The sequence below is a fragment of the Pseudomonas sp. LB-090624 genome (assembly GCF_003205205.1).
GTDB lineage: Bacteria > Pseudomonadota > Gammaproteobacteria > Pseudomonadales > Pseudomonadaceae > Aquipseudomonas.
Genome location: NZ_QJRL01000001.1, coordinates 69,753 through 87,218, shown reverse-complemented (window position 1 = coordinate 87,218; position 17,466 = coordinate 69,753). Strand labels below are relative to the sequence as shown.

The window sequence follows — 17,466 nt, the reverse complement described above, 5'->3', positions numbered from 1 at the left end:
GATCACCGCATGATTCCCTACAAGAAGAGCGCAAGCCTGGGCCTGTGTGCCCTGGCTGCCGCCATCACGCTGGCCGGCTGTGCCGGCCTGCCCGACCAGCGCTTGGCCAACGAGGCCATGAAGCGCGGTGACACGGCATTGGCCGAGCGCAACTACAAGGCCCTGGCCGACCTGGGCTACAGCGAGGCGCAAGTGGGCCTGGCCGACATCAAGGTGGCCACCCGTGACCCGTCGCAGATCAAGGAAGCCGAGGCCACCTATCGCGCCGCGGCCGCCACCTCGCCGCGGGCCCAGGCCCGCCTCGGCCGCCTGCTGGTGGCCAAGCCCGACAGCACCCAGGCCGAGCGCGAAGAAGCAGAGACCCTGCTCAAGCAAGCGGCCAGTCAAGGCGAAAGCAACACCCTGATCCCACTGGCGATGCTCTACCTCAGCTACCCGCAGAGCTTCCCCAAGGTCAACGCCCAGCAGCAGATCGACCAGTGGCGTGCCGCCGGCAACCCGGAAGCGGGCCTGGCCCAGGTACTGCTGTACCGCACTCAGGGCACCTACGACCAGCACCTGGGCGAAGTGGAAAAAATCTGCAAGGCGGCGCTGAACAGCACCGACATCTGCTACGTCGAACTGGCCACCGTGTACCAGAAACGGGGCCAGGCCGACCAGCAGGCCGCCCTGCTCGCCCAGCTCAAGGCCGCCTACGCCCGTGGCGCAGTGCCGGCCACCCGGGTTGACAGCGTGGCCCGTGTGCTGGCCGACCGTAGCCTTGGCCAGACCGACGAAAAAACCGCCAAGGCGCTGCTGGAGCAAGTGGCGCCTGCCAACCCGGCGTCCTGGGTCAGCCTGGCGCAACTGGTCTACGACTTCCCGGAGCTGGGCGACACCGACCAGCTGCTGGCCTACATCGACAAGGGCCGCGAAGCCGAACAGCCACGTGCCGAATTGCTGTTGGGCCGCCTGTACTACGAAGGCAAGACCCTGCCGGCTGACGCCAAGAAAGCCGAGCAACACCTGCAGGCTGCCGCCGCTGCCGGTGAAATCAGCGCCCATTACTACCTGGGCCAGCTGTACCGCCGTGGCTACCTCGGCAACGTCGAGCCACAGAAGGCCGTCGACCACCTGCTAGCCGCCGCCCGTGGCGGGCAGAACAGCGCCGACTATGCCTTGGCCCAGCTGTTCAGCGAAGGCCACGGCATTCGCCCGCAACCGGGCAATGCCTGGGTGTTCGCGCAGTTGTCCCAGGCCAACCCGACGCCGCAATCGACAGAAATGCTCCAGCAGCTCGACCAGCAACTGACCCCTGACCAGCGCAGCCAGGCCCAGCAACTGCTGGCGCAAGAGAAACAGGCGCGCGGCAACATGAGCCAGGGCGCCAGCAGCACCCTGGCCATCGAAGCCCTGCAAGACGACGAAAAAGAAGTAGACGGTGAGGACTCGCTATGACGCTCAATCCCTTCGTGAAAGCCGGCATCGGCCTGAGCTTCGCCCTGCTGTGGTCCTGCCCGACCCTGGCGGAAATGACCACTGAAAAAAACTTTGGCCTGGACGTGAAAATCACCGGCCAGTCGGAAGACGACCGTGACCTCGGCACCCGCTCTGGCGGCGACGTCAACGGCCTGGGCCTGGACCTGCGCCCCTGGGTGTATGGCGAGCGCGGCAACTGGAGCGCCTATGCGATGGGCCAGGCGGTAGCGGCTACCGACACCATCGAAACCGACACCCTGCGCCAGAACGACGACGGCACCACCACCGACACCGGCGACGACAGCCGCAAACCAGACAAAAGCTACCTGGCCATGCGCGAATTCTGGGTCGGCTACAGCGGCCTGACCGCCTACCCTGGCGAACAACTGCGCTTCGGCCGCCAGCGCCTGCGCAGCGACGATGGCATGTGGCGCGACACCAACATCGAAGCGCTGAACTGGACCTTCGACACCACCCTGCTCAAGGCCGACCTTGGCGTAGCCCAGCGTTTCAGCGAATACCGCACCGACCTCACCGAACTGGCACCGGAAGACAAGGATCGCACGCACGTCTACGGCAACATCGCCACGCAGTGGACCCCAGGCCACTGGGTTGGCCTGCGCGCTCACCACACACATGACAGCGGCAGCCTGAAGAACCCCGGCGAAACCGTCGACGCGCTGGACAAGACCCGCACTGGCGACCTCACCTGGCTGGGCCTGGAGGCCAACAGCGACGCCTACAACTGGCGCAACGACCACACCGTGAATTACTGGGGCAGCGTTACCTGGCTGACCGGTGACCGGGACAAGCTGAGCACCCAGCAGGTGGGTGACGACCAGGTCGCCACCGGCAAGCAGAGCGGTGACGTCAACGCCTGGGCAACCGACCTCGGTATCCGCCTGCGCCTTGACCCACAATGGCAGGTCGGCGCTGCGTACGCCCGCGGTAGCGGCGGCGGCGGGGATGACGGTTCGAACAACTTCGAGCAGACCGGCCTGGAGAGCAACCGCTCCAACTTCACCGGCACCCGCTCGCGCGTGCACCGCTTCGGCGAAGCGTTCCGCGGCGAACTGGGCAACCTGCAGGCAGCCACCCTGTTCGCTTCGTGGCAGCTGCGCGACGACTACGACGCCAGCCTGATCTACCACAAGTTCTGGCGTGTCGACGGTAACCAGAACATCGGCTCCAGCGGCATCAACGCCGCGGTCGACGACAACGGCGTGAATCGTCAGCTGGTCGACGGCGAGAAGGACCTTGGCCAGGAAATGGACGTGGTCGTCACCAAGTACTTCAAGCAGGGCCTGCTGCCGGCTTCGATGAGCCAGGCGATCGACGAGCCGTCCGCCCTGGTGCGCCTGCGTGCCGGCGTGTTCAAACCGGGCGATGCCTACGGCAAGGAAACGGACTCGTACATGCACCGCGCCTTCGTCGACGTGATCTGGCGCTTTTAAGGCCGGGAGAAACCTGATGAACCTTCACCCGCACATACGTCACAGCCTGTTGGCCAGCGCCCTGTTGCTGGCTTCGGGCCTGGCCGTCGCAGCAGAACCCAAGGTGATCGCCAAGGAATTGCAGCAGGCCAAGACCTACACCGTGGCCAGCGCACCGATCGAGCCGCTGCAGATGGACCCGCCCAAGCTGCCCGACCTGAGCGGCTACACAGCCCAGGCCGTGCAGAAGAAGATCGACCGCAGCCACAAGGGCAAGGTCAGCCTGCGCCGCATGTTCCAGGAGGACACCCTCAAGGAATTCGTCGGTGGCGACAACAAGGCTGCCGAGTGGGTCCAGCGTCAGCATGGCATCCCGCAGGCGATCTTCATCGATGACGGCCATGTCGACCTGGTCGAACTGAGCAAGAAGGTCCCTGCGCAGTACCTCAGGGAGGTCGAACCGGGCGTGTACCTGGCGCGCCTGCCGATCGTGGTCGGGCAGAAGGGCATCCTCGAGATCGACGGCAAGGTCAAGCAACTGCGCCTGTCGCAGGAAGGCGGATCGTTCCTGGTCAACGACGGCAAGCTGTTCGTCACTGACACCCAGGTGACCGGCTGGCGGGAAAAGGACAACGGCCCGGCGACCTTCCGCTCGCCAAAGGAGTTTCGCCCGTTCCTGCTGTCGTGGGGCGGTACCGAGACCTACATCGTCAATACGAAAATGGCCAGTTTCGGCTACGCCAAGTCCAAATCGTACGGTGTGAGCATTTCCCAGTACACGCCGAACATGGCCAAGCGCATGGGCCGTCCTGAACCCACCGGCTGGATCATCGGCTCGGAATTCAGTGACATGTGGTACGGCTTCTACTGCTACGAAACCCAGGACTTCGTGGTCAAGGACAGCACCTACCGCGACAACATCGTCTACGGCATCGACCCCCACGACCGCTCACACCGCCTGATCATTGCCGGCAATACCGTCTACGGCACCAAGAAGAAGCACGGCATCATCGTCTCGCGTGAGGTCAACGACAGCTGGATCATCAACAACAAGAGCTACGACAACAAGCTCTCCGGCGTGGTGATCGACCGTAACAGCGTCAACAACCTGGTGGCCTACAACGAGATCTACCGCAACCACACTGACGGCATCACCCTGTACGAAAGCGGCGACAACCTGCTCTGGGGCAACAAGCTGATCAACAACCGCCGCCACGGCATTCGCGTGCGCAACAGCGTGAACATCCGCCTGTACGAAAACGTTGCCATGGCCAACGGCCTGGTCGGCGTATACGGCCACATCAAGGACCTGTCCGACACCGACCGCGACATCGCCCTCGACCCGTTCGACACCAAGGTGTCGCTGATCCTGGTGGGTGGCGAGCTCGCAGCCAACGGCTCTGGCCCGCTGTCGATCGACTCGCCACTGTCGGTCGAGCTGTACAAGGTGTCCATGCTCGCCCCGCGCAAGGCCAGTGGCATCAGCCTCAACGGCATCCTCGGCGAACGCCAGGACGAAATCCTCGACCTGCTGGTACGCCAGCAGAAGGCTGTGCTGATCGACCCGGTCGAACGCCAGACCGAAATGATCGATTAAGGAAGCCCAGACCATGACTCCACACCTGATGAAACTGCTGGGCCTGTCCGCCGCCCTTCTGGCGATCAGCCAGGGCGTACGCGCCGAAGACGTCAAGGCCCCGACCTTCAGCGCTGAGCCGTGCTGCCAGCTGTGCCCGGAAGCGCACGATGCCAGCCGCTACACCACCCGCTACCAGCAGAACTTCACCACGCTGGTCCAGGCCCAGGGCGACTGGCTGTTCCGTACCCGCGAGGACCTGCGTACCGAGTTCAATACCACCCCGGCCGGCTACAAGCGCCTGCAGCAAGTGCATGACGCGTTCAAGAAACGCGGCGTGGAACTGGTGGTGGTGTACCAGCCGACCCGCGGCCTGGTGAACCGCAATATGCTCAACCCGGCCGAAAAAGCCGCGTTCGACTACCAGAAGGCACTGGGCAACTACCAGGCCATGCTCAAGCGCTTCGCCAGCATGGGCTACAACGTGCCTGACCTGTCACCGCTGACCAACGAGCAACTGGCCGCCGCCGACCAGGGCAAGGACTTCTACTTCCGTGGCGACCAGCACTGGACGCCTTACGGTGCCGAACGCGCGGCGAAGATCGTGGCCGACACCGTGCACAAGATGCCGGCCTTCGAAGGTATCCCGCGCAAGGAGTTCGAGACGAAGAAGTCCGGGCGCATGGGCAAGACCGGCACCCTGCACAACGTTGCCGGCCAACTGTGTGGCACCAGCTACGCCGTGCAGTACATGGACCAGTTCGCCACCGAGCCGAAGGGCTCCAGCGGTGGCGGCGACGACCTGTTCGGCGATGGCGGCAACGCGCAGATCACCCTGGTCGGCACCAGCCACAGCGGCAAGAACTACAACTTCTCGGGCTTCCTCGAGCAATACATCGGCGCCGACGTGCTCAACGTCGCCTTCCCTGGCGGTGGCCTGGAGGGGTCGATGATCCAGTACCTGGGCAGCGAGGAATTCCAGAAGAACCCGCCGAAGATTCTGATCTGGGAATTCTCCCCACTGTACCGCCTGGACCAGGAAACCATCTGGCGGCAAATCCTTGGCCTGCTCGACGACGGCTGTGACGACCGCCCGGCCCTTATGAGCGCCAGCACCACCCTCAAGCCCGGCAAGAACGAGCTGATGGTCAACGGCAAGGGCGGCGTGATCAAAGACCTGGTCAACCGCAACCTGCAGATGGACGTCAAGTTCGAAGACCCGTCGGTGAAGGTGCTGCAGGCCACCCTCTGGTACCTCAACGGCCGCCATGAGGACATCAAGCTGGAAAAACCGGAAACCTCCGACACCGATGGGCGCTTTGTCTTCCAGATGCGCGAAGACGAGGACTGGGCCAGCCAGAGCCTGCTGGCATTCGAGGTGCAGGGCCCGGAGAACGGTACCCAGAAGGTCGAGGCCAAGCTCTGCAAACGCAACAACTTTGCCGTGCCAGCGCAAACCGCGCAGGCCGGCCAGTGAGGCGACCAATGACTGCATTCAAGCGAATTTTCAGCCCTGCCCTGCTTGCCCTGGCGCTGTTTGGCGGCGCTGCACAGGCTGCGCTGGTGCCACCGCAGGGGTACTACGAGGGCATCGAAAAGCTCAAGACGGGCGATGGCAATTTCCGCTGCGAAGCGGCGCCCAAACCGTACACCGGCGCGCTGCAGTTCCGCAGCAAGTACGAAGGCTCGGACAAGGCACGGGCGACCCTGAACGTTGCCTCGGAAAAGGCCTTTCGCAAGTCTACCGAAGACATCACCACCCTTGAAAAAGGCGTGAGCAAGATGGTCGGCCAGTACATGCGTGACGGTCGCCCGGCTCAGCTCGACTGCACCTTGACCTGGCTGGGTAGCTGGGCACGCGCCAATGCGCTGCTGTCCACCGACTACAACCACACCGGCAAGTCGATGCGCAAATGGGCACTGGGCAGCATGAGCGGTTCCTGGCTGCGCCTGAAATTTTCCAACGCCCAGCCGCTGGCGGCGCACCAGGCAGAAGCCGAGCTGATCGAGAAGTGGCTGGCCCGCCTGGCCGAGCAGACCGTGCGCGACTGGAGCGACCTGCCGCTGGAGAAGATCAACAACCACAGCTACTGGGCAGCATGGTCGGTGATGGCGACAGCGGTGGCGACGGACCGCCGTGACCTGTTCGACTGGGCAGTGAAGGAGTTCAAGGTTGGCGCCAACCAGGTCGATGAGCAGGGCTTCCTGCCCAACGAGGTCAAGCGCAAGCAACGCGCCCTGGCCTATCACAACTACGCCCTGCCACCACTGGCGATGATCGCCAGCTTCGCCCAGGCCAACCAGGTGGACCTGCGCAGCGAGAACAACTTCGCCCTGCAGCGGCTGGGCGAAGGCGTGCTGTACGGCGCCCGCGACCCACGTCACTTCGCTGAACGTGCGGGTGAAAAGCAGGACATGAAAGACCTCAAGGTCGACAGCAAATATGCCTGGCTCGAGCCTTGGTGCGCGCTGTACCAGTGCGTCGGCGACACGCTCGAGCGCAAGCACGACATGCAACCGTTCAACAGCTTCCGGCTGGGGGGCGATGTGACCCGGGTCTACGACCCGAGTGCAGAGAGCAAAAAGTAATACCCCGATGTGGGTGTGATCGCTGTGGGAGCGGGCTTGCCCCGCGAATAGGCCCGTGAGGGTGATGGCGTTGTCTGCACTGACGCCTTCGCGGGCAAGCCCGCTCCCACAGGGACCTAATTGCCTTCCAGTTATTTGCTGGGGGGTTTGGGGGGCGCTTTGCCCTGGATGCTGTGAACAAATTAGGAGAACCGGGATGGTCTTCTCGTCCAACGTGTTCCTGTTCCTGTTCTTGCCGATATTCCTCGGCCTGTACTACTTGAGCGGGCAACGTTATCGCAACCTGCTGCTGCTGATCGCCAGCTACATCTTCTATGCCTGGTGGCGGGTGGACTTCCTGGCCCTGTTCGCCGGGGTCACCCTGTGGAACTACTGGATCGGCCTGAAAGTCGGTGCCGCCGGCGTGCGCACCAAGCCGGCGCAGCGTTGGCTGCTGCTCGGCGTAGGTGTCGACCTGGCAATCCTCGGCTACTTCAAGTACGCCAACTTCGGCGTCGACAGCCTCAACGCGATCATCAGTTCGTTTGGCCTGGAGCCGTTCATCCTGACCCACGTGCTGCTACCGATCGGTATCTCGTTCTACATCTTCGAGTCGATCAGCTACATCATCGACGTGTACCGCGGCGACACCCCGGCCACCCGCAACCTGATCGACTTCGCGGCGTTCGTGGCGATCTTCCCGCACCTGATCGCCGGCCCCGTGCTGCGCTTCAAGGACCTGGTCGACCAGTTCAACAACCGTACCCACACCCTGGACAAGTTCTCCGAAGGCTGCACCCGCTTCATGCAGGGCTTCATCAAGAAAGTGTTCATCGCCGACACCCTGGCGGTCGTAGCCGACCATTGTTTCGCCCTGCAAAACCCGACTACCGGCGACGCCTGGCTCGGCGCACTGGCCTACAGCGCGCAGCTGTACTTCGACTTCAGCGGTTACAGCGACATGGCCATCGGTCTGGGCTTGATGATGGGCTTCCGTTTCATGGAAAACTTCAAGCAGCCGTACATCAGCCAGTCGATCACCGAGTTCTGGCGGCGCTGGCACATCAGCCTGTCGACCTGGCTGCGCGACTACCTGTACATCACCCTGGGCGGTAACCGCAAAGGCACCTTCAACACCTACCGCAACCTGTTCCTGACCATGCTGCTGGGCGGCCTGTGGCACGGCGCCAACTTCACCTACATCATCTGGGGCGCCTGGCACGGCATGTGGCTGGCCATCGAGCGTGCGCTGGGCATCGACACCAACCCACAGCGCTTCAACCCGGTGAAGTGGGCCTTCACCTTCCTGCTGGTGGTGGTCGGTTGGGTGATCTTCCGCGCCGAGAACCTGCACGTCGCCGCACGCATGTATGGCGCCATGTTCAGCTTCGGCGACTGGCAGCTGTCAGAACTCAACCGCGCCCAGCTGACCGGTCTGCAGGTCGCCACCCTGGTGATCGCCTACCTCACCCTGGCGTTCTTTGGGCTGCGCGATTTCTACCGCAACGCCAAGCCGACCCCCAAGGCCACCCCGGTGCAAATCAACAGCGACGGCTCGCTCGGCCTGGACTGGACCCGGGTAATGACCCGCGCGCTGGTGCTGCTGCTGTTCGTGGCCTCGATCCTCAAGCTTTCGGCGCAGAGCTACTCGCCGTTCCTTTACTTCCAGTTCTGAGGTTGATGACATGACCCGGACATTACGCATTACCTATTCGCTGTCGTTCCTCGGCCTGCTGGTTGGCATGGGCGCCTGGTCCACCGGTGGCCTGCAGAGCTTCCAGCGCACCGAGCAGATGACCTTGCTCAACGGCAAGCTGGCCAAGGCTGCCGAGACCCACTACGACGCTGAGTTCCCGATCAAGCGCCTGGGCACCAACCTGTGGGCGGCGATGGACTTCAAGCTGTTCAACGAAGGCCGTCCCGGCGTGGTGCTGGGCCGTGACCAGTGGCTGTTCAGCGACGAAGAGTTCAAGCCCACCGCCGGTGCCGAGCAGTTGATGCAGGAAAACCTGGCGTTGATCCGTGGCGTACGCGACACCTTGCAGCAACACGGCAGCCAGCTGGTGCTGGCGATCGTACCGGCCAAGGCACGGGTCTATGCCGAGTACGTCGGCAAGGAACAGCCTGCCAGCCTGCATGAAGATCTGTACAACCAGTTCCATGCCCAGGCACGCCAGGCCAACGTCTTCGCCCCTGACCTGATGGCCCCGCTGGAGCAAGCGAAGGCCCGCGGCCAGGTGTTCCTGCGCACCGACACCCACTGGACACCGATGGGCGCCGAAGTGGCGGCGCAGGCACTGGCCGAAGCGGTCAGCCGCCAGAACCTGCTCAATGGCGCCCCGCAAACCTTCATCACCGAGGCCGGCAACACCGCCCCTTACAAAGGCGACCTGACCAACTTCCTGCCCCTGGACCCGCTGTTCAGCAACCTGCTGCCGAGCCCCGACAACCTGCAGCAACGCACAACGCGGCCAGCCGAGAGCGAAGGCGAAAGCGACGATGCCCTGTTCGCCGACACCCAGATCCCGGTCGCCCTGGTAGGTACCAGCTACAGCGCCAACCCGCACTGGAACTTCCTGGGCGCACTGCAGCAGGCGCTGCACAGCGACATCGCCAACTACGCCGAAGACGGCCACGGTCCGCTGCTGCCAATGCTCAAGTACCTGCAAAGCGACGCCTTCAAGAACGCCGCGCCACAAGTCGTGGTGTGGGAATTCCCCGAACGTTATCTGCCAATGAAAAACGACCTCAGCAGCTTCGATCCGCAGTGGATCGCGCAGCTGAAAAACTCCCGTAAATCCGAAGAAAACCTGGCCCTGTCGTCCACCCGGACAGACCACTGATTGATAGAGAGGAAATGCACATGACTACCAAGACTTCCATTGCCAAAGCCCTCACCCTCGCGGCCGGCCTTTCCCTTGCTTCGATGCAGGCCTTCGCCGGCGCCGACGCCGCACTGTATGGCCCAAGCGCGCCGAAGGGTTCGACGTTCGTGCGCCTGTACAACGCGGCCAGCGCCCCGGCTGCGGCCTCGGTCGGCAACACCCAGATCAAACAGGTGGGCGCCCAGGCCAGCAGCGACTTCAGCTTCCTGCCGGGCGGTGACTACACCGCCCAGGTCGGTGGCAAGAGCGTGCCGGTCAAGCTGGCCTCGGACAAGTACTACACCCTGGTCAACAGCAGCAGCGGCAACCCGCAGCTGATCGAAGAACCGCCATTCAAGAACAAGCAGAAAGCCCTGGTGCGCGTGCAGAACCTGAGCGACCAGCAGCTGACCCTGAAAACCGCCGACGGCAAGACCGAAGTGGTCAAGCCGGTGGCCGCCAACGGCCGTGGTGAGCGCGAAATCAACCCGGTCAAAGTCAGCCTGGCGCTGTACCAAGGAGACAAGAAAGTGGGTGACGTGAAACCCGTCGCCCTGGAGCGCGGCGAAGCCGCAGTGCTGTACGTAACGGGTTCCGGCAACGCCTTGTCGCCGGTGTGGGTAACTCGCCCCGTGGCTAGCAACTGATTCCCCTGCCTCTAAACGACTATTGGAGAAACATGATGATCCCGGTAATTCTTTCTGGTGGTAGCGGTTCGCGTCTGTGGCCTCTGTCGCGCAAGCAGTTCCCCAAGCAGTTCCTCGCCCTGACCGGCGAACACACCCTGTTCCAGCAAACCATCGAGCGCCTGGTGTTCGAGGGCATGGACACGCCGATCGTGGTCTGCAACAAGGACCACAAGTTCATCGTCCAGGAGCAGCTGGCCGCGCTGAAGCTGGAAACCCAGGGCATCCTGATGGAGCCGTTCGGCCGTAACACCGCGCCGGCCGTGGCCATGGCAGCGATGAAGCTGGTCAACGAAGGCCGCGACGATCTGATGCTGGTGCTGCCTGCCGACCACGTGATCGATGACCAGAAGGCGCTGCAACGTGCCCTGGCCCTGGCCACCGTGGCCGCCGAGCGTGGCGAGATGGTGTTGTTCGGTGTGCCGGCAACCAAACCGGAAACCGGCTACGGCTACATCCGTTCCAGCCAGGATGCGCTGCTGCCCGAAGGCGTGGCGCGGGTTGCGCAGTTCGTCGAAAAGCCCGACGAAAAACGCGCCGCCGAGTTCGTCCAGGCCGGTGGTTATTTCTGGAACAGCGGCATGTTCCTGTTCCGCGCCAGCCGTTTCCTCGAGGAGCTGAAAAAGCACGATGGCGACATCTATGACACCTGCGTGCTGGCCCTGGAGCGCAGTGAAGAAGACGGCGATGTGCTGAGCATCGACGAAGCCACCTTCGCCTGCTGCCCGGACAACTCCATCGACTACGCGGTAATGGAAAAGACCCAGCGTGCCTGTGTGGTGCCGATGTCGGCCGGCTGGAGCGATGTCGGCTGCTGGTCGTCGCTGTGGGAAGTGCACGAGAAAGACGACAACGGCAACGTTACCAAGGGCGACGTGGTGGTGCAGGACAGCCACAACTGCATGATCCACGGCAACGGCAAGCTGGTGTCGGTGATTGGCCTGGAAAACATCGTGGTAGTCGAGACCAAGGACGCGATGATGATTGCCCACAAGGACAAGGTCCAGGGCGTCAAGCAGATGGTCAAGACCCTCGACGAGCAGGGCCGCACCGAAACCCAGAACCACCTGGAAGTCTATCGCCCGTGGGGCTCGTACGACTCGGTGGACATGGGCGGCCGTTTCCAGGTCAAGCACATCACCGTCAAGCCGGGTGCCAGCCTGTCGCTGCAGATGCACCACCACCGCGCCGAGCACTGGATCGTGGTGTCCGGCACGGCCGAGGTGACCTGTGACGAAAACGTGTTCCTGTTGACCGAGAACCAGTCGACCTACATCCCGATTGCCTCGGTGCACCGTTTGCGCAACCCGGGCAAGATCCCGCTGGAAATCATCGAAGTACAGTCCGGCAGCTACCTGGGCGAGGATGACATCGAGCGCTTCGAGGACGTGTATGGGCGTACGTCCACACCCATCGAGCGCGGCGTTTCGGTGAAGACCATCGCGCAGTAAGTGCTGACTCGCCCCTGGGCCGACCAGGGGCGAGCCTGCTCATTCAACGCTCGGGCCTATGACGTAGATTTCGAATGGGCCACCCACCACCCTGAAAGGGCGCTGCAAATCGTCCTCTCCTTCAAATTCGAAGGCTTCAGCCTTTATGCTGGTGGCGGTCAATTCGAGTTTCCGGATACGCCCAGATTTCGCATAGCCGCCATAGGTTGTGCCGCGCTTGTGAACAACCGCCCGGTTGCCCTCACCGCTGATAACGACATCCCTCACCCCCTCCTGCAATTCCAGGTCGAAGTCAATGTAGACGTCCGCATCATCGGCCTGCCCCTTGTACGCATACAACCACGCGTATTGTTCAGTGCTCCCGAAATCCACGCCCTGCGAAACGAAATCCTCCGTTTGGCCCGCAAGGCTGATGACGGCTGTAACTGTGCCCTTGGCGGGCGTTCTTTTCATGTCCTGCACATGCTTTTGCTCAACCGATATGTCATTCATGACCATGCTCCTTTTGAATAGGCATGGCGGAATCTAAAATGGATGTACCCTTTCCACTACTCGCAGGAATACGAGGTCTGGCTTCTGGCCTAGGGACTCACCGGTGACATGACCGCTGGGTTCTCGATAGGCTTTAGCCTTCCATCCGCGCGAATGAGGCGATTACGCGATGCTGATCGGTGCCCTGCTGATCCTCACCTGGCTGGTGTTGTTGTTGCGTCATCCAGCCAAGGCTCTTCCGATCTCCCTGGCGGCCGTGTGTGGCCTGGGCCTGGTGGCCTTGTTCGTAGTTTGGCAAGACAGCCGCGAAAGCAGCCGACTGGCACGCCTGGACCTGCGCCTGGCCTACGCCCCGGAACACTGCCCTGCCGACCGCGCTCTGCAGGTACGCATGAAGAACGGCAACGACGTGCCGCTTACCGACCTGCGCTGGCGCGTGGCGGCATATGCACCGGGCGATACCGTGAATCTGGCCGAGAACACCTACAATGCACCGCGATACCGTGGGCCGGGTGAATTGCAGCCAGGGGCCGAATGGAAAGACTGCCTGCCATTGCCGCCATTGCGTTCCGGCTACCGGCCTCAGACCCTGGAGTTTCGGGCTGAGCATCTGCAAGGTACATTTGCCAATTGATGTGTTGCCTATGCCCACGTAGAGGCCGACACAGGAAACAAACAATCCTCCATGACAACAGGCCACTAGCATGCCCAACGTCCTGATCACCGGTTGCTCCAGCGGCATCGGCCGCGCCCTGGCCGACGCCTTCCGCGATGCCGGCCACCGAGTCTGGGCCACCGCCCGCAAGCCTGAGGATGTCGAGCAACTGAGTGCTGCCGGCTACACCGCCCGGCAGCTGGATGTCAACGACGGTGAGGCGCTGGCCCGCCTGGCAGAGGAGCTGGAAACCCTCGATATCCTGATCAACAACGCCGGCTACGGTGCCATGGGCCCATTGCTCGATGGTGGCGTCGACGCCCTGCGCCAGCAGTTCGAAACCAACGTGTTCGCCGTGGTAGGCGTTACCCGGGCACTGTTCCCACTGCTGCGCCGCTCACGCGGCCTGGTGGTGAACATCGGCAGCGTTTCCGGCGTATTGGTCACCCCGTTCGCTGGCGCCTACTGCGCCTCGAAAGCGGCGGTGCATGCCCTGAGCGATGCCTTGCGCCTGGAGCTGGCGCCGTTCGGTGTGCAGGTGATGGAAGTCCAGCCTGGGGCGATTGCCTCGCAGTTCGCCAGCAATGCGCAGCGCCAGGCCGAGCAGGTACTGGCAGCGGATTCAGCGTGGTGGCCGTTGCGAGAACATGTGCAGGCAAGGGCCAGGGCGTCCCAGGACAGGCCGACTTCGGCGGCGGTGTTTGCCCAAGGGGTGTTGGCAGCGGTGGGCAAGTCGCCGGTACCGGCGCTGGTGCGGTTGGGCAATGGCAGTACGGCATTGCCGTTGATGGCCCGCTTGCTGCCGCGGCGGTTGCTGGACTGGGCACTGCGCAAGCGCTTTGGCCTGCTGCGCCCGCTCTGAGTTTTAGGCTGCCTGTACCGGCCTCGGCTTGCCAGCGAGAGGGCGAGTACAGGCAGTACAGACTCAGGCGATGGAGCGCAGCACCCCGCCATCCACCCGCAAGGCAGCTCCGGTGGTGGCACTGGCCTGCATTGATGCCAGGTACACCACCATGTTGGCCACTTCTTCCACCGTCGCCAGCCGCTTGATCAGCGAGCTCGGCCGGTGCTCGGCGAGGAAGTTGGCCTCCAGCGCCTCAGTCGACACGCCCTGCTCTTCGGCCAGCTTGGCAAAAAAGTCTCCTACACCTTCCGAGCGTGTAGGCCCTGGCAACACCGAGTTCACCGTCACCCCGGTACCGGCCAGGGTTTCGGCCAGGCCGCGGGACACCGCCAGCAGTGCGGTCTTGGTCATGCCGTAGTGAATCATCTCTGTCGGGATCTGCAGCGCCGACTCGCTGGACAGGAACACCACCCGCCCCCATTTGCGCTCGGCCATGCCTTGAGCATAGTGCCGCGACAGGCGCACGGCGCTGAGCACGTTGACGTCGAAGAAGCGCTGCCAGTCTTCATCCTCGATCTCGAAGAACGGCTTGGGCTCGAAGATGCCGAGGTTGTTGATCAGGATGTCGGTATGCGGCACCTGGTCGAACAGCTTTTGCGCGCCGTCCTTGCTACCGAGATCGGCAGCGATACCAATGATGCGAGCTTGCGGCAGGCGTTCGCGCACGGCGGTGAGGGCTTGGTCGACGCGCGATTGGGTGCGCCCGTTGAGAACCACTTCGGCGCCGGCTTCAGCCAGGCCGATGGCGATGGCCAAGCCTATGCCGGCGGTGGAACCGCTGACGATCGCGCGTTTGCCGTTCAGGGAAATGTGCATATGGGCCTCCTAGGTAAACAAGACAATTGCCGGGGGAACGGCCCCCGCTCTCATGCTTTCTTTGCCAACGGTTCGTCGAACGCCTGCCAGCCACCACCCAAGGCCTTGTACAAGCCCACCAGCGCCTGCGACACCGCCGCCGAGCTGTCGATCCACTGCTCCTCGCTGGCCAGCAAGGCACTTTGCACCGTCAGCACATTGAGAAAGTCCACCGCCCCTTCCACATATTGGCGTTGGGCGGTTTCCAGGGCGATACGGTTCTGCCGCACTGCCTCGGCAAGGTGATCACGGCGCAACTGACTGGCGTTGTACAGGCGTAGCACATCGTCGATTTCATGCCAGGCACCCAGCACTACCTTGCGGTAGTTCAGCGCGGCTTCCTGCTGTTGCGCCTCGCGCAATTCCAGGGTGCCCTTGAGCCGGCCGCCTTCGAAGATTGGCAGCGACAACTGCGGGCCGAAGGCAAACCGGCGCGAATCCCAGCCACCGAAATCCGACAGCTGCATGGCCTGGAAACCGACACTGCCCGACAAACGGATGCTCGGGTAGAAGTCGGCCTCGGCCACGCCAATGCTGGCAGTAGCCGCATGCAGGCGGGCCTCGGCCTGGCGGATGTCCGGGCGCCGCTCAGCCAGCTCGGACGGCAAGCCGATGGCGAACGTCTGCTGCGGCGCGGGCAACTCGCCCTCCTTCAACAATTCAGCCTGCAGGCTGCGCGGCGGCTCGGCGGCGAGCAGGCTCAGCGCGTTGATCAGGTCATCGCGGCGGGCTTCCAGGCTGGGCAGGCGCGACTCGATCGAGGCAACCTGGGCGCTGGCCTGAGCCACATCAAGCCGGGTGGCGACACCTTCGGCCTGCCGGTCTTGCGACAGCTTCAGGCTGTGCCGGGCGACCTGGAGGTTATCCTGAGTCACATCGATGGTGTGCTGCACGGCGCGCAGCTGGATGTAATTGCCGGCGGTTTCCGACAGCAATGCCAGCAGCACACCGCGACGGTCGTTCTCTGCCACTTCGACGGTGGCATCGGCAGCCTCTACCTGGCGCCGCACTCGCCCCCACAGGTCGAGCTCCCAACCGGCCACCAAGTCACCCTGCCATAGGTTGTAGGCCTCTTTGCCGGCCTTGCCGGACGGGTCGCTCAGGCCTTCGGCACTGTTGCGGGCACGGCTGTAGCCAGCGTTCGCATCCACCGACGGCACTTCATCAGCGGCGACCGTGCTGCGCAGGGCTCGGCTTTGCAGCAACCGGGCGCTGGCCATCTGCAAGTCGAGGTTGCGCTCAGCAACGCGCTGGATCAAGGCACTCAGCTGTGCATCGTGGAAGGTTTCCCACCAGCGCAGTTCCAGCGGCTCGGCCTGTGGCTGGCTGGCCGCTGCCTTGCCTTGCAGCGGTGCCCACTGTTGCGGGGCCTGGGTGTCGGGGCGCAGAAAGTCCGGGCCCATGGTGCAGCCGGCCATGAGTGCGGCCAGCAGCAGCGGGCTCAAGTGCAAGGCCGGTTTCATCGTGCACTCACCTCTTTGCCATCCAGCTTGTCGCCACGTGTGTCGATGGTCGCTTCCACCGACATGCCCACACGCAGGCGGCTGAGCAGCGGTTGGCCATCATCGAAGACGATTTTCACCGGAATACGCTGAACCACCTTGGTGAAGTTGCCGGTGGCGTTGTCTGGCTTGACTGCTGCGAACGTCACGCCGGTAGCGGGAGCGATGCTTTCCACATGGCCTTGCAGCTTCTCACCGGAGAAGGTGTCGACGCTGATGCTCACCGGCTGGCCCGGTTGCACATGGGTCAACTGGGTTTCCTGGAAGTTGCCGACCACGTAAGCCTGCTGCAAGGGCACTACCGACAGCAGCCGAGCGCCCGGGTTGACGTAAGCACCGACACGCAGGGCGCGCTCGCCGACCATGCCGTCCACCGGCGCGGTGATGCGTGTATAGGACAGGTCGAGCTGGGCTTTCTCCACGCCCGCTTCGGCACGCTTGAGCTGGCCATCGGCACTCGCAACCTGGGCCGTGAGGATGTCCACCTGCTTGCGCGCCGCCACCAGCGCCGCCTGGGCATTGGCCAGGCGGGCGCGTGCTTGGTCGACGCCACTGCGTGCCTGCTGGGCGTTCTGCACGGTACCGGCGCCCTGCTCGGCCAGGCGGCTGTAACGGTTGACTTCGTGGTCGGCGAACGCCGCTTCAGCCTGGGCCGCCTTCACCGCCGCTTCCGCCTGGGCAATCAGCGAAGCCTGGCGTTCAAGGGTGGCCCGAGCGTCGGCGCTTTGCGCCTGGGCCACCAGCAACTGCGCCTGGGCGGCATCCAGCGCGGCCTGGTAGTCGCGGGCATCGATGGTCGCCAGCAACTGGCCGGCCGTGACCTGCTGGTTGTCTTCCACCAGTACTTCCTTGGTGAAGCCGGCGACCTTCGGCGCGACCACGGTGTAGTCGGCGATGACATAGGCATCGTTGGTGCTCTGGCGGTGGTCGCTGCCGAGCATCCAGGGGCCGACGATGCCAGCCAGGACGGCCACGGCCAGCACCGAGCCGATGAACAGGGTTTTGCGGTTGTTGGTCATTTC

The 17,466-nt window shown here is 63.5% G+C and carries 15 protein-coding genes; 11 read left to right on the top strand and 4 right to left on the bottom strand.

Features of this window, described 5'->3' with window-relative positions; translation table 11 throughout:
* Nucleotides 1-9 precede the first annotated feature (9 nt).
* The 9 genes from algK to DMX11_RS00385 all read left to right on the top strand — a co-directional run bounded on the left by algK (nucleotide 10) and on the right by DMX11_RS00385 (nucleotide 12,036).
* Nucleotides 10-1,437, top strand: coding sequence for an alginate biosynthesis TPR repeat lipoprotein AlgK (algK, locus tag DMX11_RS00425; protein ID WP_110742568.1), 1,428 nt, complete (start codon nucleotides 10-12; stop codon nucleotides 1,435-1,437).
* The gene (locus tag DMX11_RS00420) at nucleotides 1,434-2,912 is read left to right on the top strand and encodes an alginate export family protein (RefSeq protein WP_110742567.1); all 1,479 of its coding nucleotides are present in this window, start codon (nucleotides 1,434-1,436) and stop codon (nucleotides 2,910-2,912) included. The genes algK and DMX11_RS00420 overlap by 4 nt, the downstream gene beginning before the upstream one ends.
* Nucleotides 2,913-2,928: 16 nt before the next feature.
* Nucleotides 2,929-4,488, top strand: coding sequence for a mannuronan 5-epimerase AlgG (algG, locus tag DMX11_RS00415; RefSeq protein WP_110742566.1), 1,560 nt, complete (start codon nucleotides 2,929-2,931; stop codon nucleotides 4,486-4,488).
* A 13-nt stretch (nucleotides 4,489-4,501) separates the two neighbouring features.
* A complete protein-coding gene (locus DMX11_RS00410) occupies nucleotides 4,502-5,944 on the top strand; it encodes an alginate O-acetyltransferase (protein WP_110742565.1) in 1,443 nt (480 codons plus the stop codon).
* An 8-nt stretch (nucleotides 5,945-5,952) separates the two neighbouring features.
* Complete coding sequence (locus DMX11_RS00405; protein WP_110742564.1) at nucleotides 5,953-7,056, top strand: mannuronate-specific alginate lyase; 1,104 nt, start codon at nucleotides 5,953-5,955, stop codon at nucleotides 7,054-7,056.
* Between the two features lie 196 nt (nucleotides 7,057-7,252).
* Nucleotides 7,253-8,710, top strand: coding sequence for an MBOAT family protein (locus DMX11_RS00400; protein WP_110742563.1), 1,458 nt, complete (start codon nucleotides 7,253-7,255; stop codon nucleotides 8,708-8,710).
* Between the two features lie 10 nt (nucleotides 8,711-8,720).
* Nucleotides 8,721-9,878 (top strand): alginate O-acetyltransferase, encoded by a 1,158-nt coding sequence (locus tag DMX11_RS00395; RefSeq protein ID WP_110742562.1) that lies wholly within the window; start codon nucleotides 8,721-8,723, stop codon nucleotides 9,876-9,878.
* Nucleotides 9,879-9,898: 20 nt separating this feature from the next.
* Nucleotides 9,899-10,546 (top strand): alginate O-acetyltransferase AlgF, encoded by a 648-nt coding sequence (locus DMX11_RS00390; protein WP_110742561.1) that lies wholly within the window; start codon nucleotides 9,899-9,901, stop codon nucleotides 10,544-10,546.
* Between the two features lie 35 nt (nucleotides 10,547-10,581).
* Complete coding sequence (locus tag DMX11_RS00385; protein WP_110742560.1) at nucleotides 10,582-12,036, top strand: mannose-1-phosphate guanylyltransferase/mannose-6-phosphate isomerase; 1,455 nt, start codon at nucleotides 10,582-10,584, stop codon at nucleotides 12,034-12,036.
* Between the two features lie 39 nt (nucleotides 12,037-12,075).
* Here DMX11_RS00385 and DMX11_RS00380 read toward each other — a convergent pair whose 3' ends face one another.
* Complete coding sequence (locus tag DMX11_RS00380; protein WP_110742559.1) at nucleotides 12,076-12,528, bottom strand: hypothetical protein; 453 nt, start codon at nucleotides 12,526-12,528, stop codon at nucleotides 12,076-12,078.
* Between the two features lie 169 nt (nucleotides 12,529-12,697).
* Between DMX11_RS00380 and DMX11_RS00375 the strand changes: the two genes are divergently transcribed.
* Both DMX11_RS00375 and DMX11_RS00370 read left to right on the top strand, forming a co-directional pair.
* The gene (locus DMX11_RS00375) at nucleotides 12,698-13,162 is read left to right on the top strand and encodes a multidrug transporter (protein WP_110742558.1); all 465 of its coding nucleotides are present in this window, start codon (nucleotides 12,698-12,700) and stop codon (nucleotides 13,160-13,162) included.
* A gap of 70 nt (nucleotides 13,163-13,232) precedes the next feature.
* Entirely contained in the window at nucleotides 13,233-14,045 is an 813-nt protein-coding gene (locus DMX11_RS00370; RefSeq protein ID WP_110742557.1) for an SDR family oxidoreductase, read from the top strand.
* 63 nt (nucleotides 14,046-14,108) lie between these two features.
* Here the strand turns inward: DMX11_RS00370 and DMX11_RS00365 are convergent, their stop codons facing one another.
* Genes DMX11_RS00365 through DMX11_RS00355 form a run of 3 tightly spaced genes read right to left on the bottom strand, consistent with a single transcriptional unit; the run spans nucleotide 14,109 to nucleotide 17,463 of the window.
* On the bottom strand, nucleotides 14,109-14,903 hold the full coding sequence (locus tag DMX11_RS00365; RefSeq protein WP_110742556.1) for an SDR family NAD(P)-dependent oxidoreductase: 795 nt from the start codon (nucleotides 14,901-14,903) through the stop codon (nucleotides 14,109-14,111).
* Nucleotides 14,904-14,953: 50 nt separating this feature from the next.
* Complete coding sequence (locus DMX11_RS00360; protein WP_110742555.1) at nucleotides 14,954-16,405, bottom strand: efflux transporter outer membrane subunit; 1,452 nt, start codon at nucleotides 16,403-16,405, stop codon at nucleotides 14,954-14,956.
* Nucleotides 16,402-17,463 (bottom strand): HlyD family secretion protein, encoded by a 1,062-nt coding sequence (locus tag DMX11_RS00355; protein WP_110742554.1) that lies wholly within the window; start codon nucleotides 17,461-17,463, stop codon nucleotides 16,402-16,404. The genes DMX11_RS00360 and DMX11_RS00355 overlap by 4 nt, the downstream gene beginning before the upstream one ends.
* Nucleotides 17,464-17,466 lie beyond the last annotated feature (3 nt).